This window comes from Peribacillus sp. FSL E2-0159 (assembly GCF_038643155.1).
In the GTDB taxonomy this organism is placed as follows: domain Bacteria; phylum Bacillota; class Bacilli; order Bacillales; family DSM-1321; genus Peribacillus; species Peribacillus simplex.
Genome location: NZ_CP152053.1, coordinates 4,153,274 through 4,177,810 on the forward strand (window position 1 = coordinate 4,153,274; position 24,537 = coordinate 4,177,810).

At 42.6% G+C, this 24,537-nt stretch carries 19 protein-coding genes and 1 other annotated feature; of the genes, 4 read left to right on the forward strand and 15 right to left on the reverse strand.

Annotated elements, in window-relative coordinates; translation table 11 throughout:
- Nucleotides 1-20: 20 nt before the first annotated feature.
- Both NYE63_RS20285 and NYE63_RS20290 read left to right on the forward strand, forming a co-directional pair.
- Nucleotides 21-962 carry a RimK family alpha-L-glutamate ligase gene (locus NYE63_RS20285; protein WP_342602457.1) on the forward strand — a complete coding sequence of 314 codons (942 nt, stop codon included), beginning with the start codon at nucleotides 21-23 and terminating at the stop codon, nucleotides 960-962.
- The gene (locus NYE63_RS20290) at nucleotides 931-1,773 is read left to right on the forward strand and encodes an ATP-grasp domain-containing protein (RefSeq protein ID WP_342602458.1); all 843 of its coding nucleotides are present in this window, start codon (nucleotides 931-933) and stop codon (nucleotides 1,771-1,773) included. The genes NYE63_RS20285 and NYE63_RS20290 overlap by 32 nt, the downstream gene beginning before the upstream one ends.
- Before the next feature lie 73 nt (nucleotides 1,774-1,846).
- Here the strand turns inward: NYE63_RS20290 and NYE63_RS20295 are convergent, their stop codons facing one another.
- Nucleotides 1,847-4,498 carry a valine--tRNA ligase gene (locus NYE63_RS20295; RefSeq protein ID WP_342602459.1) on the reverse strand — a complete coding sequence of 884 codons (2,652 nt, stop codon included), beginning with the start codon at nucleotides 4,496-4,498 and terminating at the stop codon, nucleotides 1,847-1,849.
- A 43-nt stretch (nucleotides 4,499-4,541) separates the two neighbouring features.
- Nucleotides 4,542-4,770, reverse strand: a binding site (T-box leader).
- Nucleotides 4,771-4,996: 226 nt separating this feature from the next.
- On the opposite strand from NYE63_RS20295, the gene NYE63_RS20300 reads away from it, so the two are divergent.
- The gene (locus NYE63_RS20300) at nucleotides 4,997-5,191 is read left to right on the forward strand and encodes a hypothetical protein (RefSeq protein WP_063232823.1); all 195 of its coding nucleotides are present in this window, start codon (nucleotides 4,997-4,999) and stop codon (nucleotides 5,189-5,191) included.
- Between the two features lie 57 nt (nucleotides 5,192-5,248).
- Here NYE63_RS20300 and ysxE read toward each other — a convergent pair whose 3' ends face one another.
- The 8 genes from ysxE to hemA form a co-directional block, all read right to left on the reverse strand.
- Complete coding sequence (gene ysxE, locus NYE63_RS20305) at nucleotides 5,249-6,319, reverse strand: spore coat protein YsxE (protein ID WP_342602460.1); 1,071 nt, start codon at nucleotides 6,317-6,319, stop codon at nucleotides 5,249-5,251.
- A gap of 95 nt (nucleotides 6,320-6,414) precedes the next feature.
- Entirely contained in the window at nucleotides 6,415-7,824 is a 1,410-nt protein-coding gene (gene spoVID / locus NYE63_RS20310) for a stage VI sporulation protein D (protein ID WP_342602461.1), read from the reverse strand.
- A gap of 390 nt (nucleotides 7,825-8,214) precedes the next feature.
- A complete protein-coding gene (hemL, locus tag NYE63_RS20315; RefSeq protein ID WP_342602462.1) occupies nucleotides 8,215-9,504 on the reverse strand; it encodes a glutamate-1-semialdehyde 2,1-aminomutase in 1,290 nt (429 codons plus the stop codon).
- 42 nt (nucleotides 9,505-9,546) lie between these two features.
- On the reverse strand, nucleotides 9,547-10,539 hold the full coding sequence (gene hemB / locus NYE63_RS20320) for a porphobilinogen synthase (RefSeq protein ID WP_072273336.1): 993 nt from the start codon (nucleotides 10,537-10,539) through the stop codon (nucleotides 9,547-9,549).
- A complete protein-coding gene (locus tag NYE63_RS20325) occupies nucleotides 10,536-11,333 on the reverse strand; it encodes a uroporphyrinogen-III synthase (RefSeq protein ID WP_342602463.1) in 798 nt (265 codons plus the stop codon). The genes hemB and NYE63_RS20325 overlap by 4 nt, the downstream gene beginning before the upstream one ends.
- Nucleotides 11,333-12,265 carry a hydroxymethylbilane synthase gene (gene hemC, locus NYE63_RS20330; RefSeq protein ID WP_342602464.1) on the reverse strand — a complete coding sequence of 311 codons (933 nt, stop codon included), beginning with the start codon at nucleotides 12,263-12,265 and terminating at the stop codon, nucleotides 11,333-11,335. Before hemC ends, NYE63_RS20325 begins: the two co-directional genes overlap by 1 nt.
- A 9-nt stretch (nucleotides 12,266-12,274) precedes the next feature.
- A complete protein-coding gene (locus tag NYE63_RS20335) occupies nucleotides 12,275-13,105 on the reverse strand; it encodes a cytochrome c biogenesis protein (RefSeq protein ID WP_342602465.1) in 831 nt (276 codons plus the stop codon).
- Between the two features lie 10 nt (nucleotides 13,106-13,115).
- On the reverse strand, nucleotides 13,116-14,462 hold the full coding sequence (gene hemA, locus NYE63_RS20340) for a glutamyl-tRNA reductase (RefSeq protein WP_207436962.1): 1,347 nt from the start codon (nucleotides 14,460-14,462) through the stop codon (nucleotides 13,116-13,118).
- A 253-nt stretch (nucleotides 14,463-14,715) separates the two neighbouring features.
- Here hemA and NYE63_RS20345 point away from each other — a divergent pair, with 253 nt between their 5' ends.
- Complete coding sequence (locus NYE63_RS20345) at nucleotides 14,716-15,198, forward strand: DUF5668 domain-containing protein (protein ID WP_342602466.1); 483 nt, start codon at nucleotides 14,716-14,718, stop codon at nucleotides 15,196-15,198.
- Nucleotides 15,199-15,272: 74 nt separating this feature from the next.
- Here the strand turns inward: NYE63_RS20345 and yihA are convergent, their stop codons facing one another.
- The 6 genes from yihA to NYE63_RS20375 form a co-directional block, all read right to left on the reverse strand.
- On the reverse strand, nucleotides 15,273-15,854 hold the full coding sequence (yihA, locus tag NYE63_RS20350) for a ribosome biogenesis GTP-binding protein YihA/YsxC (protein WP_063232814.1): 582 nt from the start codon (nucleotides 15,852-15,854) through the stop codon (nucleotides 15,273-15,275).
- A complete protein-coding gene (gene lon / locus NYE63_RS20355) occupies nucleotides 15,851-18,172 on the reverse strand; it encodes an endopeptidase La (RefSeq protein ID WP_063232813.1) in 2,322 nt (773 codons plus the stop codon). The genes yihA and lon overlap by 4 nt, the downstream gene beginning before the upstream one ends.
- A 253-nt stretch (nucleotides 18,173-18,425) precedes the next feature.
- Nucleotides 18,426-20,096 carry an ATP-dependent protease LonB gene (gene lonB / locus NYE63_RS20360; protein WP_342602467.1) on the reverse strand — a complete coding sequence of 557 codons (1,671 nt, stop codon included), beginning with the start codon at nucleotides 20,094-20,096 and terminating at the stop codon, nucleotides 18,426-18,428.
- Between the two features lie 183 nt (nucleotides 20,097-20,279).
- The gene (gene clpX / locus NYE63_RS20365; protein WP_134782382.1) at nucleotides 20,280-21,548 is read right to left on the reverse strand and encodes an ATP-dependent protease ATP-binding subunit ClpX; all 1,269 of its coding nucleotides are present in this window, start codon (nucleotides 21,546-21,548) and stop codon (nucleotides 20,280-20,282) included.
- Between the two features lie 428 nt (nucleotides 21,549-21,976).
- Nucleotides 21,977-23,269, reverse strand: coding sequence for a trigger factor (gene tig, locus NYE63_RS20370; RefSeq protein WP_207437180.1), 1,293 nt, complete (start codon nucleotides 23,267-23,269; stop codon nucleotides 21,977-21,979).
- A gap of 185 nt (nucleotides 23,270-23,454) precedes the next feature.
- Entirely contained in the window at nucleotides 23,455-24,489 is a 1,035-nt protein-coding gene (locus NYE63_RS20375) for a tetratricopeptide repeat protein (RefSeq protein WP_342602468.1), read from the reverse strand.
- Nucleotides 24,490-24,537 lie beyond the last annotated feature (48 nt).

The window sequence follows — 24,537 nt, forward strand, 5'->3', positions numbered from 1 at the left end:
ATGAAAGGTAGTGTTTTACCATGAAACCTTCAGATTTCCACTGTTGGATTGTCGTTAACGGCTATTTACAGCATGATAAGTTTTCCAGTTTAGCTTTGTTCATTAAAGAGGCGGCTGAAAGGAAAGATATCACGGCAACCCTTATCCGTAATTCAGATCTTATTCCCATAATCGAAAAAGGAGTGCCACTGCTTAAAGGAGCCTATGATAAGCTGCCTGATTTTGTTCTGTTCATGGATAAAGACATTCATTTGGCACGCCATTTGGAATTGCTCGGCATCCCCGTATATAACAGCAGTACAGCGATTGATATTTGCGACAGCAAAGCAAAAACACATCAAGCATTAACCGGACATGGCATACCGATGCCGAAAACCTTATTTCCCCCTTTTACGTACGAAGGGATTGAAAGGGTCAATATGGATGCTTTTATACAAATCGGCAATGAACTTGGTTATCCTCTTATCGTTAAGGAAGCATACGGTTCTTTTGGGGAACAAGTGTATTTAATCGAAACAGAGGATGAGTTACTAAAGACGATCCGTAATCTTGGCCACAAACCATTTATCATCCAGGAATTCATCGAGCACAGTAAAGGTCGGGATATTCGTGTGAATGTCGTGGGCAATCAAGTCATAGCAGCGATGCAACGCCATTCCGAACAAGACTTCCGAGCTAATATGACTGCCGGGGGGCATGCTGCACCATATATCCCCACCAGTGAAGAAGCACAACTTGCCATCCGATGTGCGCAAATTTTGGGTGCCGACTTCGCAGGCGTCGATTTGTTGTTCGGTGAAGAAGGTCCGCTTTTGTGCGAAGTGAATTCGAATTCGCATTTACTGAATATTTATGAATGTACAGGCATCAACATCGCTGATAGCATGTTCGATTATATCTTGAAAGAATTAGGAAAAGGAAGTGCATCTGATGAAAAAACAAGCAGGCTGGTTGATTTATAACCGTGAGGATGCCTTGAAAAATAAGGGATACATAGATTGGATGCTTGACGAAGCCAGTAAGCTTGAGCTTGATTTACACTTTCACTTTCGGGAAGACCTTAGGATCGGTCATCGTTTCAACGAGTTGTACGTGGAACATGGGACACAGCCAATTGCATTGCCAGACTTTGCTATCGTCCGGACAATCGACCCTTTTTTCACAAAGCAACTGGAGCAACTGGGGATTGCTTGCTTTAACTCCTCCTTCGTATCGGAAATCGCGAATGACAAAGCAAAGACGCATCAATATTTGTCCTCGCTGGGGATTCCAATGGCCGATACGGTATATTGTAACGGAAGGCCGAGTGCCGATGACATGGAGTTCCCTTTCATTGCTAAAGAAACTCGTGGCCGCGGCGGGAAACAAGTATATCTAATCGAGCATGCCGATGATCTTGCCGAACTGAATGATGGAAATTGGATAGTCCAAAAACCTGGCTTATTCGGAAGGGATATCCGCGTCTTTGTGGTTGGTAAAAAAGTGAAGGCTGCTGTACTTAGGGAATCCGCTTCCAGTTTCAAGGCAAATTATACGCTGGGCGGATCGGCTTCTCTATATGAGCTGAATGCATCCGAATTAGCCCTTGTTGAAAGAGTAATGAGGTCGTTTGATTTTGGCCTGGTCGGTATCGATTTCATATTTGCCGAAGATGGCAGCCTCATGCTCAACGAAATCGAGGATGTCGTCGGCAGCCGGACATTAAGTGCACTAAGTGATATGAATATCGTATGGGAGTACCTTACATTCATAAAAGAAAGAATATCTTCCTGACTGAGTATTTTTCTTGAATAGCGTTTAAACACAAAAAGGATGAACCGGCTTAAAGCTGGTTCATCCTTTTGTTTTACAGTTGTTTCAGTTCGCTGATCCTGTGGATTACAGAGTCGCGTTTTTCGCTATAGTCTTTTTCCTTGGCACGTTCTTCTTCGATGACGCTTGCCGGCGCCTTTTTAACGAAGCCCTCGTTGCCTAATTTTTTCTGTACGCGCTCAACTTCTTTATTAAGTTTGTCGAGTTCTTTTTCAAGACGTTTCACTTCTTCGTCAATATTGATCAGTCCTGTAAGCGGAAGGATTAGTTCTACGCCAGTTACGACAGCTGTCATGGCTTGAGCAGGTTCTTCGACTTCGATTCCGATCGTCAATTGTTCAGGATTACAGAAACGCTCGATATAGCTGCTGTTTTTCTGTAATGTCCCTAAGATGGACTCATCTTTCGCTTTTAAAATCAAATTGATTTTTTTACTTAGCGGTGTGTTCACCTCAGCACGGATATTACGAACGGAGCGGATGATTTCAACAAGCAGCTTCATTTCCTCGGCTGCAGCTGTATCTGTCAGCTCTTCATTCACTTCCGGCCAAGCGGCAACAGTGATGGACTCACCTTGATGCGGGAGATTCTGCCAGATTTCTTCGGTAATGAATGGCATGAACGGGTGTAACAATCTCATCGTGTTATCCAGTACATAAGCCAAGATCGAGCGCGTCGTTTTCTTAGCTGCTTCGTCTTCGCCATATAGCGGAAGCTTCGCCATTTCAATATACCAGTCACAGAAATCATCCCAAATGAAGTTGTAAAGCACACGGCCCACTTCACCAAACTCATAACGGTCCGCAAGTCTGGTTACGTTTGAAATCGTTTCATTCAAACGAGTCAAGATCCATTTATCGGCTACAGACTTCTCACCGCTTAAATCGATTTCGTCATAAGTCATGCCATTCATGTTCATCAAAGCAAAACGGGAGGCGTTCCAAATCTTATTGGAGAAGTTCCAAACCGCTTCCACTTTTTCCGTACTATAACGAAGGTCCTGGCCTGGCGAGCTACCCGTAGATAAGAAGTAACGCAGGGAGTCGGCACCGTATTGATCGATGACATCCATCGGATCGACACCATTGCCAAGCGATTTACTCATCTTGCGCCCCTGTTCGTCACGAACCAGACCATGGATCAGCACATCTTCAAATGGTCGTTCACCTGTGAACTCAAGAGCTTGGAAAATCATCCGCGATACCCAGAAGAAAATGATATCATAGCCTGTCACAAGTGCCCCGGTTGGATAGTAACGTTGGAAATCGACACTGTCCTTGTCAGGCCAGCCCATAGTCGAGAACGGCCATAATGCCGAGCTGAACCATGTATCCAGAACATCTGTATCTTGTTCCCAGTTTTCAGCGTCCGCAGGCTCTTCGTGACCTACATACACTTCACCTGTTTCTTTATGGTACCAGGCTGGAATGCGGTGACCCCACCAAAGCTGACGGGAAATGCACCAGTCACGGATATTTTCCATCCAATGCAGGTACGTTTTTTCGAAACGGTCCGGTACGAAATGAACTTTTTCCTCATCGGTTCCTTTTTGAAGTTCAACGGATGCATCAGCCAACGGCTGCATTTTAACGAACCATTGAGTCGAAAGATATGGTTCAACAACAGCACCGCTTCTCTCTGAATGGCCTACTGAGTGAAGGTGATCTTCGATTTTGAAGAGTACTCCTTCTTCCTGAAGGTCCTTGACGATCTGTTTACGGCATTCAAAACGGTCCATGCCTTCATATTTACCGGCCTTTTCATTCATCGAGCCATCTTCATGCATGACAAGGATGCGCTCCAAATCGTGACGGTTCCCGATTTCGAAGTCATTCGGATCATGAGCCGGAGTAATTTTGACCGCGCCTGAACCAAATTCCATATCGACATAATCATCACCGACAATCGGGATTTCCCGGCCTGTAATTGGCAGGCGGACCATTTTGCCGATCAAGTGTTTATAACGGTCATCTTCAGGGTGTACAGCAACAGCAGTATCACCAAGCATCGTTTCTGGACGGGTGGTGGCAATTTCAATTTCACCTGATCCGTCAACCAACGGATATTTCATATGGTAAAATGCGCCCTGCACATCTTTGTAAATAACCTCGATATCGGATAACGCCGTTTTCGTTGATGGATCCCAGTTGATGATGTATTCGCCGCGATAAATCAAGCCCTTGTTATAAAGCGAAACGAACACTTCGCGCACAGCTTTTGAAAGCCCTTCATCAAGAGTGAAGCGTTCACGTGTATAATCAAGTCCAAGACCCAGTTTTGACCATTGTTCACGGATATGGCTCGCATATTCCTCTTTCCATTTCCATGTCTCTTCTACGAATTTTTCACGTCCAAGGTCATAACGGCTCACGCCTTCCGCACGAAGCTTCTGTTCTACTTTCGCTTGAGTGGCGATACCGGCATGGTCCATGCCTGGTAACCATAAAACATCATAGCCTTGCATCCTTTTCATGCGTGTCAATATATCTTGAAGTGTCGTATCCCAAGCGTGGCCAAGATGAAGCTTACCTGTTACATTTGGCGGCGGGATGACAATCGTATATGGTTCTTTTTTATCGTCAACCGTCGTTTCGAAAAACTTTCCATCAAGCCACCATTTGTAGCGGCCTTTCTCTATCGTCTGCGGATCATATTTAGTCGGCATAGAAATTTGGTTCTCTTCCATATCATTTCCTCCTTTTTGGGCATAAAAAAAACTTCCATCATCACAAAAGGACGAAGGAAGTTGTTCGCGGTGCCACCTTTTTTCCGAAAAAGAAAAAAATCTCTTTCGGCTCTCAAATCGGATAACGGCTCTTCACCGGCCTTCGCTACTACGAGGTTCACGAAAACTGCTCGCGGACGACTTCGGATGCTGCTGCCTGGAAACCTCGCACCAATTTGGTTTCCTCTCTGAAAAGTGCATTTCATCTTACTATTTCCGGTCTTTGCATTGATTTATATTCATATGTAAAATCATTGAATGCATATAGTATATAGTACAAAAAATATGGGGCTCCAGTCAATCATCTTTTCGCTTACTTTCTCAGGAACCATCCCATTTCATACATTCAAGGTCATTTTCTTTATTTTATCCACCTAGAACAATGAATGTGACGGCTTTTTCACCTTTTCCACTACCCACCCATAGAATATAAGAAGTCCTATAAAGGAAGGTAATAATATGAAAAAGCGAAGATATACTCCCTACACTTTACCGCCTTGGATGAAGAAATTCCGCGGGGTCTGCCAGCAGTTCATCGTCCCCTTTATCGTATTCCAAGGATTACGTACGCTGATTTTCCCGACTTTCTTCGATATGCTCCTGCTAATCGCATTTATTTTTCTGGCCATGTCTTTATATTTCGAATGGATTTAATTATTCCCTTACAGCAAAAAAAATATACATGACTGGAGATAATCCAATCATGTATATTTAGCTTGGGGGTGATTGTTCTTCTTTGGCAGCCTCGGCAGCCGCCTTTTTCTGCTGTTCGATTTCTTCGATTTTCATCACCATATATTCAATATTTTTCAGCATCCAATATTGCCGCTGCAGTTGAGTGACATTATCAAGCTCTGAACGATGGCCCCTGCCATCGGAATAACCCTTCACTAATTCCAATGCTGATCCAGGGAAAGCCAGATAACTTTGCATGAGCAGCAATTCATCTTCTTTCAACGGAAAATAACGAAAATAGTTATAGAGCCAGTCAACGCAGTCATCACATTGGACAGGATAGGTCCTGGCCGATTTAACGAGAAATGGCAGTAAATCGAAATGCGGCGGTGCCGTATTCGAATTCTCAAAATTGATGAAGTAGCCATATCCCCGCTCATCATAAACGAAATGCTTCAAAGAAAACTTTCCGTGCGTGACCACGGTTCGAACCTTTTCACTTTCCTTCGTCTTTTCATACCAGGTTTCAAACTTCTTGATCGAGTACTTCAGCGCCTGTGAAATATCATTGTAGAAAGAACAGACCGTCAGTTCAAATGGAGACATATACCACTTCTTTTCACAGCTGACAATATACTCATCCATAAATTCCTTCTCGTTATTCCAGGCATCAAGCGTCCGCTCATAATGGGCTTCCCGTTCCTCAATATCCACTTGTATTTCCTTAACGGAAAGTGTATGCATCCGAGCAAGCTCCCTGAACATTTGCTTATGTTTTTCATCGCGCTCCCCGTCCCTTTCATTATTGAGCCAGGGCATCAAGTAATACAAACGTCCATTATGAAGAACGGCGTAACGCTGATCCATCGTTTGATAAATCGGAACGATCCGATTATAACCGCGATGGTACAGTTTTTGAACATTTTTGATAAAATCCATGCCGTTCTGCGGTAACATGGATTTCAAGGCAAATGTACCGCGATCACTGTATACTTTTTTTACACGACCGAAGTCCTCGATATATTGTACATACATGGCATATTCCTTCAATACGGTCTCCGTGTCCCGATCCCGATTGGCAGGCTGTTGATTCTCGTTTTCCCTCACGAGACTCACTCACTTTCTCTAAAAAAACTAAACAATCCGATTCCTCTAGCACCTAAAAAACAGGAGCAGACCATATGCTCTGCTCTCTGTCCTCGTCAATTCTTATATGCAACCGCCTTCGGTATATAGATAACTTGCCCTTCATGGACGTTCTGATTCGACTCCAATTCATTGCTGAAAAGTATCGATTGAACCGTGACATCATATCGTTGAGCCAAGTCATCAAGCGTTTCCCCTTGCTGAACAATGCAAACCTTCATCCTTACCAGTTCTTCTTCTTGTTTCCGTCCGAATAAATCCATGATGGAAGTCTGCTTTTCATCATGACCGGCCGTTTCTTTATCATCACGTTCCGCGGCTTGTTTCCTGCCTTTGAAATTCTTACTCTCCTTAGCCGGAGGCGCAGGTCTTTCCCTCTTCTTGAATAGATCGCTTATGGACGAATTGGATTCCTCTTCCTGCTCCACCTTCACATTCTCATTAAGGATAGGACCCGCTGCAACTTCATCTTCTTCCTGCCGGATGACATCCTCGGTTTCTAAATTTGAAATTGGGCTATTTTGATGATTGGTTACATGACTTGGCTTTTCTACTACTTCCTCTCTCATTGTCACTCTAGGAATCTCCATCTTTTCCATGGAATCCTGCCTGCTTGGTTCTTCCTCCAGTTTCTCCTCACCCATGGAAGGTACCTTTTCCGTGGAGTCAGGCGGATCACCAATCACATCTTCCTCTACAGCTTCAGCTTCTTCCTGTCTATGCACTTCCGTTTCCCACTCCTCCTCTTCAGGATATGGTGAAACGGGAATTTCAAAAACTGGGGCATTATGCTGATTGCTTAAATAAATCGGTTCCTCTTCTTCTTCTTCGTTTGCTTCAGAAACTCGTTTTGCCTCTGCAGAAAAAGGCGCGTATAACTCTTCTTCCTCCTCATCACGGAAAACAGGCTGAAAATCCGGGATTGGCGGTACTGCAGCTGCATAAGGAATATATGACTCATTTTCCCCATCCGTTTCTTCCTGTTCCTCTGCTTCCCCAACCTCCTGCTCAGTATCGAACCGTTCTTCCACATATGAATCATTATAGATTCCGGTTATCAAAAGGTCCGCCTGCAATTTCAAACAGTTATGTTCTGGCAGGGCATAATCAAAGCTTTGAATCGAGACATCGACCTCATCCAATGAGGCAATCCGATTATTCGGAATCGTTATATCAACCGGAAAACGGTGTGTGAACTCATTAAGTCCATTGAGATGCCTCTCGACCTTTTGAACCGCTTTTGGCAAAAAGGTCTGCGAAAACTCCTCTTCTTCACCATTTTGCGAGTCTTTGTATTCACCGCTTAAATCTAACGAGCCTCGTATAAAAACATATTGATCACTTTCTTGAATCGACACATTTGGATCAAGGGAAATAGAATATAGCTCAGCCACTTCCTGTCCCTTCTGGAACCAAACGGATTCCTCTAAAGTAAATCGTAAATACGATTCATTTTCTTGCGACAAGACAACTCCTCCTTTCAGCTTCAGGAAACGGTACCTATACCAATATCAATCTATGAGGGAAGGAAGCTGATTATTCCTTAATTTCATTTGCAACACTCCAGACCTTATATTTCATGAACCTATTAAAAAGAAGAAGATTCAATTCTTTCAGGCTAAAATTAATGCTGGATTGAATCAATCGTCCTGAAAAATCCGGCATGAAACCAATTATTCGGTCTACCGTCTTATTAATTGACCTAGCTTCATATCCTTCAACGTTTGATTCGGTTCTTCCACGTACTGATTGAATTCAAAAAAAACTGGCTACCTTTCTCCAAAAGTTTTTGGAAAAATTGTAGCCAGTTCAAATTTATTATTATCGAATATAGCAGTCGCTCATGAAGCCTTGCATCATTTTTTTAATTTTGCAAAAGCCTGTTCTGCCGCTGCAATGGTCTTTTCGATATCTTCATCACTATGTGCAGTGGAAAGGAATAAACCTTCAAACTGTGACGGCGGCAAGTAGATGCCTTGATTCGCCATTTCCCTATAGTAAGAAGCAAAGAACTCTAAATCGGATGTTTTTGCTGTTTCATAGTTTACGACTTCTTCATTAGTAAAGAAAAGTCCAATCATGGAACCGGCACGGTTGAATGTATGGGGAACTCCGTACTTTTCCGCTAATTCTCCTATTCCTTTTTCGAGCATATCCCCTTTTCGGGTGAACTCATCATAAGATTCTGGAGTCAATTGGCTCAGCGTTTCAAGGCCGGCCGTCATGGCAAGAGGGTTACCAGACAATGTTCCTGCTTGATAGATTGTCCCACTTGGTGCAATTTGTTCCATGAATTCGCGCTTGCCTCCGAATGCTCCGACAGGCAAGCCGCCGCCAATTACTTTCCCAAGGCAAGTCAGGTCCGGTACGATGCCAAAATAGCCTTGTGCACAATTATAGCCGACACGGAACCCTGTCATTACTTCGTCAAAGATCAATAGCGCTCCGTATTGGGTCGTCACTTCACGTAAGCCTTCAAGGAAACCAGGTTGCGGCGGAACCACGCCCATGTTCCCTGCAACAGGTTCTACGATGATACAGGCGATGTCTTCGCCAAATTGTTCAAACGCATATTTGGTTGCAGCAAGATCATTATATGCTACGGTAATCGTATTTTTTGCAATGCCTTCCGGTACTCCAGGGCTATCCGGTAATCCTAATGTTGCAACGCCGGAACCCGCTTTGATTAGCAATGAATCGCCATGGCCATGATAGGAACCTTCAAATTTCAGGATTTTATCACGGCCTGTAATGCCTCGTGCCAGCCTTAGTGCACTCATCGTCGCTTCGGTTCCTGAAGATACCATACGGATCATCTCAATCGAAGGCACCCGTTCAATGACCAGCTTAGCCAGTTCATTCTCAATCAGCGTAGAGGTACCAAAGCTTGTACCGGATTCCGCTACCTTTTTCAATGATTCCACGACACGGTCATTCGTGTGACCCAGGATTAGCGGTCCCCATGAAAGAACATAGTCGATATATTCATTTCCATCGATATCATACATTTTTGAGCCTTTTCCTCGCTCCATGAAAATGGGATCCATGTCCACAGATTTGAAGGCACGTACCGGGCTGTTCACGCCGCCTGGCATCAAATTTTTTGCTTCGGCAAACGCTTTTTTCGAGTTTTCATATGACCGCATGATTCAATCCCCTTTTTCCATTACAGGTTATATTTTTTATCATCATTGATTATCTTCGTTTATCCAGCGTGCTACCTCTTTTGAAAAATACGTAATGATCAAGTCGGAACCTGCGCGTTTCAAGCCTGTCAGCATTTCCATCACTATCGCTTTTTCATCAATCCAGCCATTTTGGGCAGCCGCCTTAACCATTGAATATTCACCGCTGACATTATATGAAACAATCGGAAGATTAAAGTTATTCTTAACGTCCCTGATGATGTCCATGTAGGAAAGGGCTGGTTTCACGATTAGGAAGTCCGCACCTTCAGCAACATCGGATTCAGCTTCACGAAACGCTTCAAGGCGATTGGCGGGATCCATTTGATAAGTTTTCCTGTCGCCAAATTGTGGCGCACCATTCGCAGCATCACGGAATGGGCCGTAAAAAGCCGAAGCATATTTCACCGCATAGGACATGATCGGAATATCTTCATACCCCGCTTCATCCAGACCTGCACGGATGGCCGCAACGAAACCGTCCATCATATTGGAAGGGGCAATGATATCAGCACCGGCCTCTGCCTGGCTGATTGCCGTTTTGGCAAGAAGGTCAAGAGAGGCGTCATTAAGGATTTTTTCCCCTTCAACGACCCCGCAATGGCCATGGCTTGTATACTCACAAAGGCAAGTATCCGCAATGACAATGACTTCAGGATATTGTTTTTTAATAAAACGGGTGGCCTCTTGCACAAGTCCGTTGTGATGAAATGCACCTGTGCCCTGTTCGTCTTTATCATGATCAAAAGGAACACCGAATAAAATGACTGACTTAATGCCCAGACTCACGACTTCATCCATTTCGGCACCCAGATTATCCATGGATAACTGATATATGCCTGGCATAGAGTTGATTTCATTTTTCACATTTTCCCCGTCGATGACGAAGATCGGATAGATCAAATCCTCTTTATGTAATTGTGTTTCACGGACTAAAGCCCTCATGCCAGCACTTGCACGCAAGCGACGGTGGCGATTGAATGGAATGTTTTTCATTTTAAAGTTCCTCCCTTTTTACTTCTTTTCAAAATAAAGCGTATTAACTCCGCAACCATGGCATCCGTCGTATAAACATCTGGACAGACATCGACGAATAGCCCATGTTTTTCAGCGGTTTTAGCGGCAATCGGCCCGATGCATGCGATGATGATCCGGTCTATGTATGTATCCAATTCATGACGTTTCATGATCTGTAAAAAATGATTGACTGTCGATGAACTCGTAAAGGTTATGATGTCGATATCATGGTTCTTTATAAGCTGAACCAGTTTTTTTTCACTGCTTCCAGGAAGCACGGTATGATAAATAATCACTTCATCGCAGGATGCACCAGCTTCATTGATAGCCTCCGCAATAACCGCCCTCGCGAGATTTCCTTTTGCCAGCAACACGCGGGACCCCGGATCAAGCAGGGTAATGAACTCAGCAACGAACCCTTCGGCAACAAACTGAGCTGGAACGAAATCCGCCTTATATCCATGTCGTCTTAGGGCCGCTTCTGTTTTGGAGCCGATTACGGCTATTTTCGGAAGCTTTAAAGGCTGTTTACCAAGAAGCTTAAAGAAGAAGTCCACCCCATTTTGGCTGGTCAGAATGATCCAGTCATATGTAAGCAACTCATCTAACCGCTGTTGTACATCTTCCATATGATCAGGAAGAGTGAACTCAAGCAATGGCACAAGAAGCGGCGTTCCGCCATTTTTCTCGATCGACTCTTTTAAACCATCTGCCTGTCCTTTCCCTCTGGTGATTAATACCTGATAATCCTTAAGAGGTTGAACGGGATTCATTACTGATCAAGCTCTTCTTTTACGCGATCGATCAATTCTTTACCGCCCATTTCACTAATCTGTTTGGCAGCAGCATGCCCAACCGCCTCGGGATCAGCTCCCTCAACCATTTCTTTATAAATCACCTTTCCATCCGGCGCAGCGACCAACGCCGTCAAGGAAACGGATCCATTATCTTTTGCCACCGCAAATCCGGCAATCGGCACCTGGCATCCGCCTTCCATTTTATCCAAAAAGGCACGTTCCGCTTCAACCGTTCTTTTCGTTTTTTCACAGGTCAATTTCGCAAGTTCCGCCAGCAGATCTTTGTCGTCTTCGCGGCATTCAATGGAAAGTGCTCCCTGTCCAACTGCGGGAATGCAAATATCTTCATCTAAAAATTCCGTTACGATGTCCTTCTCCCATCCCATTCTTGATAGTCCGGCTGCTGCTAAAATGATAGCATCATAATCTTCCGTTTTCAGCTTATTCAGACGGGTATCGATATTACCGCGAATCCATTTAATTTCAAGGTCCGGCCTTCTAGCCAAAATTTGGGCGCCACGGCGCAAGCTGCTTGTACCTATGATGGAACCGGGCTTCAGTTCGGAAAGGGTTTCATGGTTCTTTGAAATCAAGGCATCCCGATGGTCCTCCCTCGGTGGTATGCAGCCAATCGTCAAGCCTGGAGGCAGCACTGCAGGCATATCTTTCATACTATGTACTGCCATATCAATTTCTTTATCCAGCATCGCTTGTTCGATTTCTTTAACAAATAAGCCCTTTCCGCCTACCTTGGAAAGTGTAACATCAAGGATTTGGTCACCCTTTGTGACAATTTCCTTCACCTCGAACTCGTAAGGGACCCCAAGTTCTTTAAGTTGATTGATAACCCAGTTCGTTTGGGTGATCGCTAATTTACTACGTCTAGAACCGACAATTATTTTTCTCATAGTTTCCTCCTATGTATTCCAAAAGTGGAATGTTGAAAGGCTTCCGAAAAGGAAAAAGTTAATTAACACAATCATGAAAGATCCAATATTCAGAAAGGCTAGCGTCCTTCCATACATTTGTTTCCGAATTTTCAAGTATAAAAACACACTGTATCCGATAAGCAATATAAATGAGCCGATGATCTTCATGTCCAGCCAGGAAACCCCAGGAACTTTTATATAAGCCCATTGAATCCCCAGGATGAGGGAGACCACTAATAATGGAACGCCTATTACTGCGAGGACATAAGACATATGCTCGAGCTTTGTTAAATCGCCGAGTCGAAGCAGGCGTTTTCCCCACTTCTTCCGTTTCAATAAATCATATTGAATTAAGTATAAAAGAGAAAAAACAAAAGAAAGCGTGAATGCCCCATATGATAGGATGGCAAAAGTGATATGTATGAGCAATAGCTCTGAAACCAGTCGCTGGGCAAGCACTTGAGATTCTATCTGTACAGGAGCAAAGGTATGGATGGCCATAACCATGAAACCTAATACATTCGTAAAAAAGACCGTAAAATCGACTCTTAGCAATCGATTAATGATTAAAGATAACGATATGAGGACCCATGCATAAAAATATAAGCCTTCAAAAATCGTCAATACCGGGAACCTTCCCGTTTTCAACACATACAGAAACAAAAAAATTGTTTGCAGTACCCAAACAATAGAAAGCAACCAGAAGGCGACCCTGTTCGCCTTCTGGTTATTATTAAGGAAATCAATAAAATATAAAAGCATACTGATGGCATACAACAACACAGTGGCTTCATGCAATCTTGTCATTAGTAATTCCATATCTACCTCGTTACTGGACAGGAACTGGATTCAATAGGGATGCCTTGGAGCTGTTCCGTTCTTTTTCATCCGCAACCAGCTGGTCTTCAATCAATTCCTCTAAATTGAAGATTTTCACGAAATTATTTAATTGCTCTTTAGCATTCGGTTCATCTGCCAGCTCTTTTGCATAAAGAATCGGATCTTTCAGCATTTGGTTGATGATGCTTTTCGTATGCTTGTTCAGGACTTTTTTGTCGCGTTCGCTCAAATGTGGAAGCTTTCTTTCGATGCTTTCCATCGTTTCCTTTTGTATCGATAGGGATTTTTCCCGTAAGGAAGAAATGACCGGAACCACACCAAGTAAATTAATCCATTGGTTGAAGTCCACTATTTCAGATTCAATCATCAATTCTATTTTCTCGGCAGCTTTTTTACGTTCTTCGATATTGGCTTGCACGATCCCTTCAAGATCGTCAATGTCATACAAGAAGACATTTTCCAGCTCGGCCAATGTTGGATCGAGGTCACGCGGCACTGCGATATCGACCATGAAAATAGGACGGCCTTTACGAAGCTTATTGACGAAAGACATCATTTCTTTAGTTACAAGAAGATCTTTTGATCCAGTGGAAGTAATCAGGATATCAGCTTCCACTAAAGCGCATTGCAGCTCTTGAAGCTGTTTCGCCGTACCATTGAATCTCTCAGCCAGGTCGACCGCTTTCTGAAAGGTGCGGTTAATGACTGTAATGCTGTCGGCGCCATTGCTATGCAGATTTTGAATGGCCAGCTCACCCATCTTACCGGCCCCAAGAATCAAGACATTCTTGCCGTTCAGGCCTCCAAAGATTTTTTTTGCAAGCTCGACTGCCGCATAGCTGACGGAAACGGCATTGGTATTGATTTCGGTTTCCGAATGAGCTTTTTTAGCTAATGTAAGTGCTTGCTTGAAGAGATGGTTAAAAACGGTACCGATCGTATCTTCCTTCTGCCCTAACAGATAGCTTGAACGTACTTGTCCCAAAATCTGTGTTTCTCCCAGTATCATGGAATTCAAGCCGCAGGTAACTGAAAATAAATGCTCGACCGCCCCATCGCCTTCATAAATGAACAGATATTTAGAAAATTCTTCTTTATCGATATTAAACCATTCCGAAAGAAATTCCTTTATATAATACCTGCTAGTATGAAGCTGATCACCGACCGCATATATTTCCGTTCTGTTACATGTTGAAATGATAATATTTTCCAAGATGCTTTTTTTATTTTTAAGAGCTTTCATTGCCTCGGCAAGTTCGGCTTCGTTAAACGATAGTTTTTCCCGAATTTCTACAGGGGCAGTTTTGTAATTTATACCAACCGCTAGAATATGCATCCTTTTGTTTTGCACCCCCAAAATTTTTCATGTAAATTTATTATACCATGTACTAAAATGGTTTCACGCAAATAATATGAACAGTTTATGAAAACGTATGCTACCATGAAAAGACAGCCAAAACGCCTGAATTGCTACAAAAGGTGCCTAAGCGGGATTTCTATGTTACATACATATTTCGACATTGTGTACAAAAGTACCATATCAAAAATGGCAAAAAACTTCAAGTAATCGAATTGCATAGGAGGATAAAATGAAAACGCAGCGTATTTTCCCAGGAATCGTTTTAATCGGTTTCGGCCTTTATTTTTTTCTTGAACGCTCCCAAATCGAAATCTTTCCAGGCTTTTTCAGCTGGCCCACTTTATTATGTATAGTTGGTACCGCCTTCCTGATTCAGGCATATAGCGGTAATGAATATGAGTCCATTCTGCCAGGCGTCATCTTACTGGGGTTCGGGGCTCACTTCCACATCGTCGAGAATCTGGATATTTGGCCAGATAATATAGGTATCTTTATTTTAATCATCTCGCTGGGATTTATTCTCCGGGCACGTAAAACAAATTCTGGAATGTTTCACGGAATAGTCATCCTGATCATCTCGATCCTTTTCTTATTCTATGATAAAATCACTACGTCTTTCGGGATTGTTGAAACAAGCACTGCGAACATCGAAAGGTTTTGGCCATTTGCCTTGATGGCAATCGGCATTTATTTTTTGGTTCGAAAAAAATGAAAATTGCCGATCCGAAATGTATTACGAATTCCATAAGGAAAAAGGGTATTCCAGATGCGGAATACCCTTTTCTTTTACATATATTTCTTAAGGACTCCCCATGCTTGTTCCTTACCTTCGCCTGTTTCACCAGAGAATAGAAGCAATTCATCTTCTTTTTCCATATTTAACGTTTGGCGTGTGATTTTCAAATGTTTCTGCCATTTGCCTTTTGGAATTTTATCCGCTTTGGTGGCAATAACGATCCGGGGCAAATCATAATGCTTCAGGAATTCATACATTGCGATATCATCCTTTGTCGGCGGATGACGCAAGTCGACGATCAGAAGCGCAGCGCGGAGCTGGTCACGGGAAGTGAAGTACGTTTCGATCATTCTTCCCCAAGCGTCACGCTCCGTCTTAGATACTTTTGCATAACCATAACCCGGTACATCCACAAAATGGAGTGCTTCATTTATGATATAAAAATTCAAGGTCTGCGTCTTACCCGGTTTAGAGGATGTACGCGCCAAGTTTTTTCGATTGATCATTTTGTTGATGAAACTGGATTTCCCAACGTTGGAACGGCCTGCCAAGGCAAATTCCGGTATTGGAGTATTGGGATACTGTTCAGGCTTCACAGCACTGATGACAATATCTGAACTTGTCACTTTCATTCGTTCACACCTACCAATGCATGCTCAAGGACTTCATCGACGTGTGAAACTGGAACAAATGTTAATGCTTTACGGACACTTTCCGGGATATCATCAATATCCTTTTCGTTATTTTGCGGGATGATGATTTTCGTAAGTCCTGCGCGATGGGCCGCTAAAGATTTTTCTTTAAGCCCGCCGATCGGAAGAACCCGTCCGCGTAATGTAATTTCGCCTGTCATGCCTACCTCTTTTCTGATCGGCCTATTTGTAAGGGCCGATATTAACGCTGTTGCAATCGTGATGCCTGCAGAAGGACCATCTTTTGGGACCGCACCTTCGGGGACATGAATATGAATATCATATTTTTCATGGAAGTTCGCATCAATCTGAAGTTTCTCGGTTTTTGAACGGACATAACTGAAAGCAGCCTGGGCTGACTCTTTCATTACATCGCCAAGCTTTCCTGTCAGGATCAGCTTGCCTTTACCTGGTGATAAGGAAACCTCGATTTGCAGCGTATCGCCGCCTACCGACGTGTATGCTAAACCATTAGCCACACCGACTTGGTTCTCGACTTCAGCCTGTCCATAATGGAACATGGTTTTCCCTAAAAACTCCTCGACATTCTTTTCGGAAATGACGACCCGCTTTTTATCTCCGGACACGATGATTTTTGCAGTCTTCCGACAGATGCTTGCAAGCTGTCGCTCCAGACTCCGAACACCGGCTTCCCGAGTATAGTAACGGATGATTTTGGTAAGAGCTTCCTCACGGATTTGCAGTTGTGTCTTCAATAAACCATGGTTTTCCAGCTGTCTAGGCAGCAAGTGATCCTTGGCTATATGAAGTTTCTCTATCTCAGTATAACCTGCAATCGAAATGATTTCCATACGATCACGAAGCGGACCGGGAATCGATCCCAAATTATTCGCCGTAGCCACGAACATGACTTTGGAAAGATTGTAAGTTTCTTCAATATAATGATCACTGAAATTATGATTTTGCTCTGGATCGAGCACCTCCAGCATCGCTGCAGATGGATCCCCTCTAAAGTCATTGGACATCTTATCCACTTCGTCCAGTAAAAAGACTGGATTGATCGTTCCAGCTTTTTTCATGCCTTGAATGATCCGTCCCGGCATCGCCCCTACATATGTGCGGCGATGTCCGCGGATTTCTGATTCATCGCGCACTCCACCTAAAGATATACGGACGAAATTCCTATTCAGGGATGAAGCGATCGATTTAGCCAAGCTGGTTTTACCGACCCCTGGTGGTCCCACCAAGCAAAGTATCGGTCCCTTCAATGAATTGGTCAATTGCTGTACGGCCAAATACTCAAGCACCCGCTCCTTCACCTTTTCCAAACCATGGTGGTCCCGGTTCAAGATTTTTTCGGCTTTATGAATATTCAAGTCATCTTTGGTCGCTTTGCTCCAAGGAAGCGAGATCAACCATTCGATATAATTGCGGATGACAGAACTCTCGGCTGAGCTGGAAGGAACTTTTTCATAACGATCCAATTCCTTTAATGCCGTTTCTTTGATATGCTCAGGCATATCCGCTTCTTCTATCTTTTCGTTGAGGACCTCAATTTCCCCTGTTTTTCCTTCTTTATCGCCCAATTCCTTTTGGATCGCTTTCATTTGTTCTCGTAAATAATATTCCTTTTGAGTCCGTTCCATTGAACGCTTAACACGCTGGCCGATTTTTTTCTCAAGAAAAAGAACTTCTTTCTCGTTATTGATGATCTCGATTACACGGCTTAAACGCTCTTTCATGTCAATGGTCTCAAGCACTTCTTGCTTCTCCTTCAATTTCAAAGGCAAATGGGAAGCGATTATATCTGCCAATCGTCCAGGCTCTTCAATATCCGAAGTGGACGAAAACGTTTCACCGGTTATTTTCTTGGACATTTTTATGTATTGTTCAAAATAATCCAGTAGGGTGCGCATTAATGCTTGATGTTCAGCATCCTTTTCATCACTGTCTTCATATATTTTAATCTTGGCACCATAATGTGTCTCATAATCGTAAAATTCAATGACCTCTGCGCGGTTCAACCCTTCAACCAACACCCGGATTGTACCATTCGGAAGCTTCAACATCTGTTTTACCTTTGTTAAAGTTCCCATTGTAAATAAATCTTCTTCACCTGGTTCGTCCAACGAAACATCTTGTTGTGTCGTCAAAAATATAAGATGGTCTTCCACCATTGCTTTCTCAAGGGCTTGTACCGATTTATCTCGGCCTACATCTAAATGAAGTACCATCGTTGGATATACAAGCAGTCCTCTAAGCGGCAGGAGGGGGACGATGATTTCTTTATCAGTCATTTCCTGACACCTCCATCTAATTAGTATCGTCGTTGTAAACTATTTACCCATGTTCTCAACCTTTTAACAATTCTATCCTATTTATATAGAAGTGTCTATTCGTTTACCTTAACACGTTTCGACTGCTATTATTATCTCCAATATTAGATAAAAAAGCACGTCTGAATGCGTGTTTATTTTACGTCAGGTTTGTCGGGAACGCCATTATGGTCCTTAAAATGCCCCGGTTCTGTTTTTAGCCGGGGCACTTCCTTTATACACTTTCTTTTTTTGATAGGTCCAAGGTTGTGAGGATTTGTTCCGACATCAATTCTTTTTTCAGTGCCTGATCCAACACTTCTTTCACATTCGAAACGGGAATGATTTCTATATCCTTGATTTCAGATAGAAGTGGCTGCATGTTTTCGGCTGGGATGATCACTTTCTTTGCCCCGGCAAGTTTAGCTGCCTTGATTTTCGGAATGACTCCGCCAATCGGTTTAACGCCTCCATGAATGCTTATTTCTCCAGTCATCGCCACGGTGTGATCAACAGGGATTTTATATATGGCCGAGTATATGCCTGTGGCCATTGCAATTCCTGCAGAAGGGCCATCTACTGGACTTCCGCCTGGAAAGTTCACATGGATATCGAATTGACCGGCAGGCACTCCCATCGACCGTAAAACCGTAATGACATTTTCAATCGAACCTTTTGCCATGCTCTTGCGGCGAACCGATTTGCCACTCCCGCCGCCGATACTTTCTTCTTCAACGATGCCGGTAATGTTTATCGAACCTTTTTCATCAGAGGCGGCCATGACCGTAACCTCGATTTCCAGTATTGCCCCGCTGTTAGGACCATAGACTGCAAGACCGTTGACAAGGCCTATTTTAGAATTCGATTCTATTTTCCTGTCCATTCTTTGGGTCAGCTGGCTGCTATGGGCCATCCAATCTATATCTTCTTCTCTGATAAAAGTCCTGTTTTCATTAATGGATATTCCTGCAAGTGTCTGAATCATGTTGACAGCTTCCCTGCCATTTCGGGCATAATCCGAAATCGACTGCAAGCCTTTGTCACTGATGGTGATCCCCACTTTATCTGAGGCATTCTTAGCGACGGTGATTATTTCTTCCCGGTCAAGTTCACGGAAAAACACTTCTATGCATCTTGAGCGTATCGCAGGCGCGATTTCATTTGGCGTTCTTGTTGTGGCTCCAATCAATCGAAAGTCAGCCGGTAGTCCATTTTTAAAAATATCATGGATGTGAGTGGGAATATTTTGATTTTCCTCTTGATAATAAGCACTTTCCAGAAAGACCTTACGATCCTCCAATACCTTTAACAGTTTATTCATCTGTATTGGATGAAGCTCCCCTATTTCATCTATGAACAGTACACCTCCATGAGCATTGCTGACTGCACCCTGCTTTGGCTGCGGAATGCCAGCTTGTCCCATTGCCCCGGCTCCTTGGTAGATTGGATCGTGCACAGAACCAATGAGCGGATCGGCAATTCCTCGTTCATCGAACCTGGCTGTGGTAGCGTCCAATTCAACGAAAACGGCCGAATTCTTAAAAGGAGACTTGCCATTTTTCTTCGCCTCTTCTAAAACAAGTCTGGCCGCTGCCGTTTTCCCTACCCCTGGAGGACCGTAAATTATCACATGCTGGGGATTCGGCCCACATAAAGCAGCTTTTAAAGATTTAATCCCATCTTCTTGACCGATGATTTCATTAAAAGTGCTTGGTCTAACCTTTTCTGCCAATGGCTCTGTTAACGAAATCGATCTCATCTTCCGTAATTGGTCCATCTCCTTACGTGAATCACGGTCAATGGAAACTTTTTGTGTCCGCTGGCCTTTCAATAAGTTCAAAAAATACAATCCGATAATAATCCCAAAAAACAGCTGGATAAACAACGCCAATCCTGTCCAATTCATCGTATTCCCTCCTGCACTCTCCTAGTTTGTCATTTCTGTTAGTATCTCCTTTGGAAGGGCGAAATTATCCAAGAAATTCGTGTTGAAAATTTTGGCGTTTTTATCGTAAATAACAACAATTTTAAAAAAGGACAAAGAAAAAGACTGCCAGGATGAACTGGCAGTCTTGCTTTTCCTTATTAATCAAGCAGATGTTTTCTTTTCTTGTCCTTTGATGGTAGTACCGTCTTTAAGGACGAGCTTTGGAGATTCATTTTTCGAAATCGTGCTGCCTGTGATTACACATTTTGCAACATCATCACGGGAAGGAAGATCGAACATCACTTCAAGAATGATGCCTTCGATGATGGATCGCAGACCACGTGCACCAGTTTTACGTTCAATTGCCTTTTTAGCAATTTCACTTAGCGCTTCCTGTTCGAATTCCAATTCCACATCGTCAAGCTCAAGCAATTTTTGATATTGTTTAACAAGGGCATTTTTCGGCTTTGTAAGGATTTCAATCAAAGCAGCTTCATCCAATTGCTCAAGAGTCGCAATTACCGGAAGACGTCCGATGAATTCCGGAATTAATCCGAAACGAAGCAAGTCTTCAGGTAGGACTTTGGAAAGCAATTCTTTTTCTGCAATATCATCCTTTTTCACGTCAGAACCAAAGCCAATGACTTTTTGGCCAAGACGGCGTTTGATGATCGGTTCGATGCCATCAAAGGCACCGCCACAGATGAACAAAATATTGGTCGTATCGATTTGGATGAATTCCTGATGTGGATGTTTACGTCCACCTTGAGGCGGAACGCTTGCAACCGTTCCTTCAAGAATTTTCAATAAAGCTTGTTGCACACCTTCACCAGACACGTCACGTGTAATAGAAGGATTTTCCGATTTACGGGCAACTTTATCGATTTCATCAATATAAATGATGCCTTTTTCCGCTTTTTCCACATCATAATCAGCTGCTTGGATCAATTTTAGAAGGATGTTTTCGACATCTTCCCCAACATATCCAGCTTCCGTCAATGAAGTGGCATCAGCAATGGCAAAAGGAACATTCAGTAATCGCGCCAATGTTTGCGCAAGAAGCGTTTTCCCGCTTCCCGTCGGTCCAATTAGGGCGATGTTACTTTTAGAAAGCTCCACATCGTCGACTTTGCTATTGGAATTGATACGTTTATAATGGTTGTAAACAGCAACAGCCAAAGATTTCTTTGCCTGTTCTTGTCCAATCACATATTCGTCAAGAATTTCACGTATTTCCATAGGTTTAGGAACATCTCTGAATTCTACTTCTTCATCAGTGCCCAGCTCTTCTTCGACGATCTCCGTACAAAGTTCTATACACTCGTCACAAATGTAGACACCTGGACCAGCAACCAGTTTACGGACTTGTTCTTGTGTTTTACCGCAAAAAGAACATTTTAACTGTCCTTTTTCATCATTAAATTTAAACATGTACGTTCACCCCTTTAAATACTCTTCCAACTCTATTACATAGCGGTACCCAATCGTAATGAAAAAACTAGGCACACATCTACTTAAACATTCCAAAATCCCTAGTATGTTTTGCATTTTATCATGTTCTTGGAAGTTTAGTAACAAAAATGCTCACGGTCCGAGTTGTTAAATAAGTACAATAATCAATCAATATGTATTTGCCCTTTACCAGTATGCCCAAAACTTTGGATTTTTAAAAGCAGGATTTGCTGTATAAATATGTATATGCGGTATTAGAACTAATCTACACCGAAATCCAAAAAAAATCAATCAGGAAATAACCGATATTTGAAATTTACCTAATTCTCGATATGTATAAAACAAGGCACGATTACTCGCGCCTTGTTTTTTTAAAGAAAATATTTAAATCTACTTATTTATAAAAATTATTTTGCGTCAACAGTTTTGCTGTTTTCTACCAAGAAGTCAATCGCTTTCTTAATTTTAAGATCGCCTTTGATTCCTTCTAAGTTTCCAAGAGCTTGTTTGATCGCGTCAACTTCCATATTGTACATAGTAGCCATTTGTGCAAGTTCAGCTTCTACATCTTCGTCAGTCGCTTCAAGTTTTTCAACTTCAGCGATCGCTTCTAGAGTTAGGCTCGTACGAACTTGTCCTTCAGCTTCTTCTTTCATTTGCGCTTTTAAAGCTTCTTCGTCTTGACCTGAGAATTGGTAGTAAAGTTCCAAATTAAGACCTTGAGATTGAATGCGTTGAGAGAACTCATTCATCATGCGGTCAACTTCGTTTGAAATCATTGCTTCAGGAACGTCCATTTCTGCACCTTCAACAGCTTTACCAATTACAGTGTTTTGAATGAAGTTTTCTTCTTCATGTTTTTTGTCATGCTCTAATTTATGTTTTGTTTTTTCTTTAAGTTCAGCCAAAGTTTCCACTTCGTCGTCGACATCTTTCGCGAACTCATCATCCAACTCAGGAAGTTGTTTTGTTTTGATTTCGTGAATTTTCACTTTGAATACTGCTGGTTTACCAGCAAGTTCAGCAGCATGGTATTCTTCAGGGAATGTAACTTCGATATCTTTTTCAGCGCCAGTTTCAAGACCAACAAGTTGCTCTTCAAATCCTGGAATGAAAGAGTTTGAACCGATTTCCAATGAATGGTTTTCTGAAGCTCCGCCTTCGAATGCTTCACCATCAACGAATCCTTCAAAGTCAAGAACGACTGTATCGCCTTCAGCAGCTTGTCCTTCTTCTTTAACGACAAGCTCAGCTTGACGCTCTTGCAAAGTTTTCAATTCGTTTTCAACATCTTCGTCAGTTACTTCAGTATTGAATTTTTCAACTTCAACACCTTTGTAATCTCCCAATTTAACTTCAGGCTTAACTGTTACAGTTGCAGTGAAGATCAAGTTTTCGCCTTTTTCCATTTTCTCGATGTCGATTTCTGGACGATCTACAGGCTGAATTCCAGCTTCTTCGACAGCATTTGCATAAGCATCCGGAAGAATGATATCAAGCGCATCTTGGTAAAGCGATTCTACACCGAATTTTTTTTCGAACATTTGACGTGGCATTTTACCTTTACGGAAGCCAGGTACATTTACTTGTTTCACTACTTTTTTGAAAGCTGCGTCTAAACCTTCGTTTACTTTTGCAGCGTCAACTTCAATTGTTAGTACGCCTTGATTACCTTCTTGTTTTTCCCATTTTACAGACATGTGTTTCCCTCCAAAAAATCTATATACTTCAATAATAAGCATTGGATGAATATGCTTTGCAAGTGTTAACAAGTCATCCTTCAAATATACCCAAAAAAATATTGGGGAAATCGTCAAAATTAGACGATTATACATTACAACCACTACATTATACCACAGGTTTAATCTGTTACAACAGCAATAGCTTAAATAATGGGATAAGAAATTTCTTCAATTTCTTTTATAAAGGAAAGAATATCAGCCAAGCTTTCCTCATCAGCCTGGTAAAGGTCGGCTAAGTCCCTCCCGAAAACTTCCCCTGTCATGTATTCTTCCGCCAAGGCATGGTAGGCAGCTGCCCATGCAGGCAAGCTTTCAGGTCCGGGTTCAAAAGGAAACAATAAAAAAGAATGGCGTTCAATCAAACTATGAACCATTTCAAATAAGGTCGGGTTATCCTGACTGATTTCCTCTTCGGTCAGTCCGGTTACCTTCTTATAGAAGTCCGTCTCCTTCAAACTTTTCAATTCCCTTGGTATGACCGACTTCGATTGATTGAATTTCCTCAGAGTCAATTCCTTGTTATATTCCTGGTCGATAAGGATGTTAAGGAGCATCGTTTTAAAGAAAGGGTGTCCCTCATCTTTTTGTAGAAATTCTTCGATTTGAGGGATAAATGGTCGAATATTGATATTCGTGAGTTTTGAGATGACCAAAAGCATTTCATTATCCGTTTTCCCGTCAAAAAGTTCATCCTCCTGCAATTCCTCTGAGAGCTGCTGATTTTGCCTTTCCTTCTCCTCTTTTTTATCCTCAAGGGCCCTTTTACTGAACTGAAGCATCTTTTCGAAATGTTCCTCTTTATCAAAGGGAATTTGGCTTTCTTCAAATAACAGTTCGATCGTCGTGACCATTTCCTGATGCTCGCCTAATTGCAGCAGTACCATCAAATAAATATTGATCAGTTGAAAATAGTCGCCGATGCCTTTATTCAGCATCTCTATGCACAACTCTTTTGACTCCTCATAATACTCAAGTTCGACTAGTGAGACCACTAGCCCCATGCAAACTTCATCATTTTCGGGCTCATACTCCCTGGCTTGGCTGAAAAGCTGTGCAGCCGCTTTAAAGTTTCTGTTTCCAAGCTCATCCAGTCCTTTTACAATCAGCCTTTCACCGAGATTTGGAAAGGCGATAATTTTGGTTTCTCCGGCCTTCTTTTGGTTGTTCTCATCATCCATCCTATTTTCCGCCTCACCGTTCGCTTTTTGAGAAACAGTTTAGCATGT

Bases quoted from the DNA above. Each gene is read 5' to 3' on its own strand.
- lon (WP_063232813.1), bottom strand. From the start codon at position 18,172: ATGACTGATAAAGAAATCATCGTCCCCCTCCTGCCGCTTAGAGGACTG.
- NYE63_RS20335 (WP_342602465.1), bottom strand. From the start codon at position 13,105: ATGGAATTACTAATGACAAGATTGCATGAAGCCACTGTGTTGTTGTAT.
- lonB (WP_342602467.1), bottom strand. From the start codon at position 20,096: ATGAATTGGACAGGATTGGCGTTGTTTATCCAGCTGTTTTTTGGGATT.
- hemC (WP_342602464.1), bottom strand. From the start codon at position 12,265: ATGAGAAAAATAATTGTCGGTTCTAGACGTAGTAAATTAGCGATCACC.
- clpX (WP_134782382.1), bottom strand. From the start codon at position 21,548: ATGTTTAAATTTAATGATGAAAAAGGACAGTTAAAATGTTCTTTTTGC.
- tig (WP_207437180.1), bottom strand. From the start codon at position 23,269: ATGTCTGTAAAATGGGAAAAACAAGAAGGTAATCAAGGCGTACTAACA.
- NYE63_RS20285 (WP_342602457.1), top strand. From the start codon at position 21: ATGAAACCTTCAGATTTCCACTGTTGGATTGTCGTTAACGGCTATTTA.
- NYE63_RS20375 (WP_342602468.1), bottom strand. From the start codon at position 24,489: ATGGATGATGAGAACAACCAAAAGAAGGCCGGAGAAACCAAAATTATC.
- hemA (WP_207436962.1), bottom strand. From the start codon at position 14,462: ATGCATATTCTAGCGGTTGGTATAAATTACAAAACTGCCCCTGTAGAA.
- NYE63_RS20295 (WP_342602459.1), bottom strand. From the start codon at position 4,498: ATGGAAGAGAACCAAATTTCTATGCCGACTAAATATGATCCGCAGACG.
- NYE63_RS20300 (WP_063232823.1), top strand. From the start codon at position 4,997: ATGAAAAAGCGAAGATATACTCCCTACACTTTACCGCCTTGGATGAAG.
- hemL (WP_342602462.1), bottom strand. From the start codon at position 9,504: ATGCGGTCATATGAAAACTCGAAAAAAGCGTTTGCCGAAGCAAAAAAT.
- hemB (WP_072273336.1), bottom strand. From the start codon at position 10,539: ATGAAAAACATTCCATTCAATCGCCACCGTCGCTTGCGTGCAAGTGCT.
- NYE63_RS20345 (WP_342602466.1), top strand. From the start codon at position 14,716: ATGAAAACGCAGCGTATTTTCCCAGGAATCGTTTTAATCGGTTTCGGC.
- yihA (WP_063232814.1), bottom strand. From the start codon at position 15,854: ATGAAAGTGACAAGTTCAGATATTGTCATCAGTGCTGTGAAGCCTGAA.
- NYE63_RS20325 (WP_342602463.1), bottom strand. From the start codon at position 11,333: ATGAATCCCGTTCAACCTCTTAAGGATTATCAGGTATTAATCACCAGA.
- NYE63_RS20290 (WP_342602458.1), top strand. From the start codon at position 931: ATGAAAAAACAAGCAGGCTGGTTGATTTATAACCGTGAGGATGCCTTG.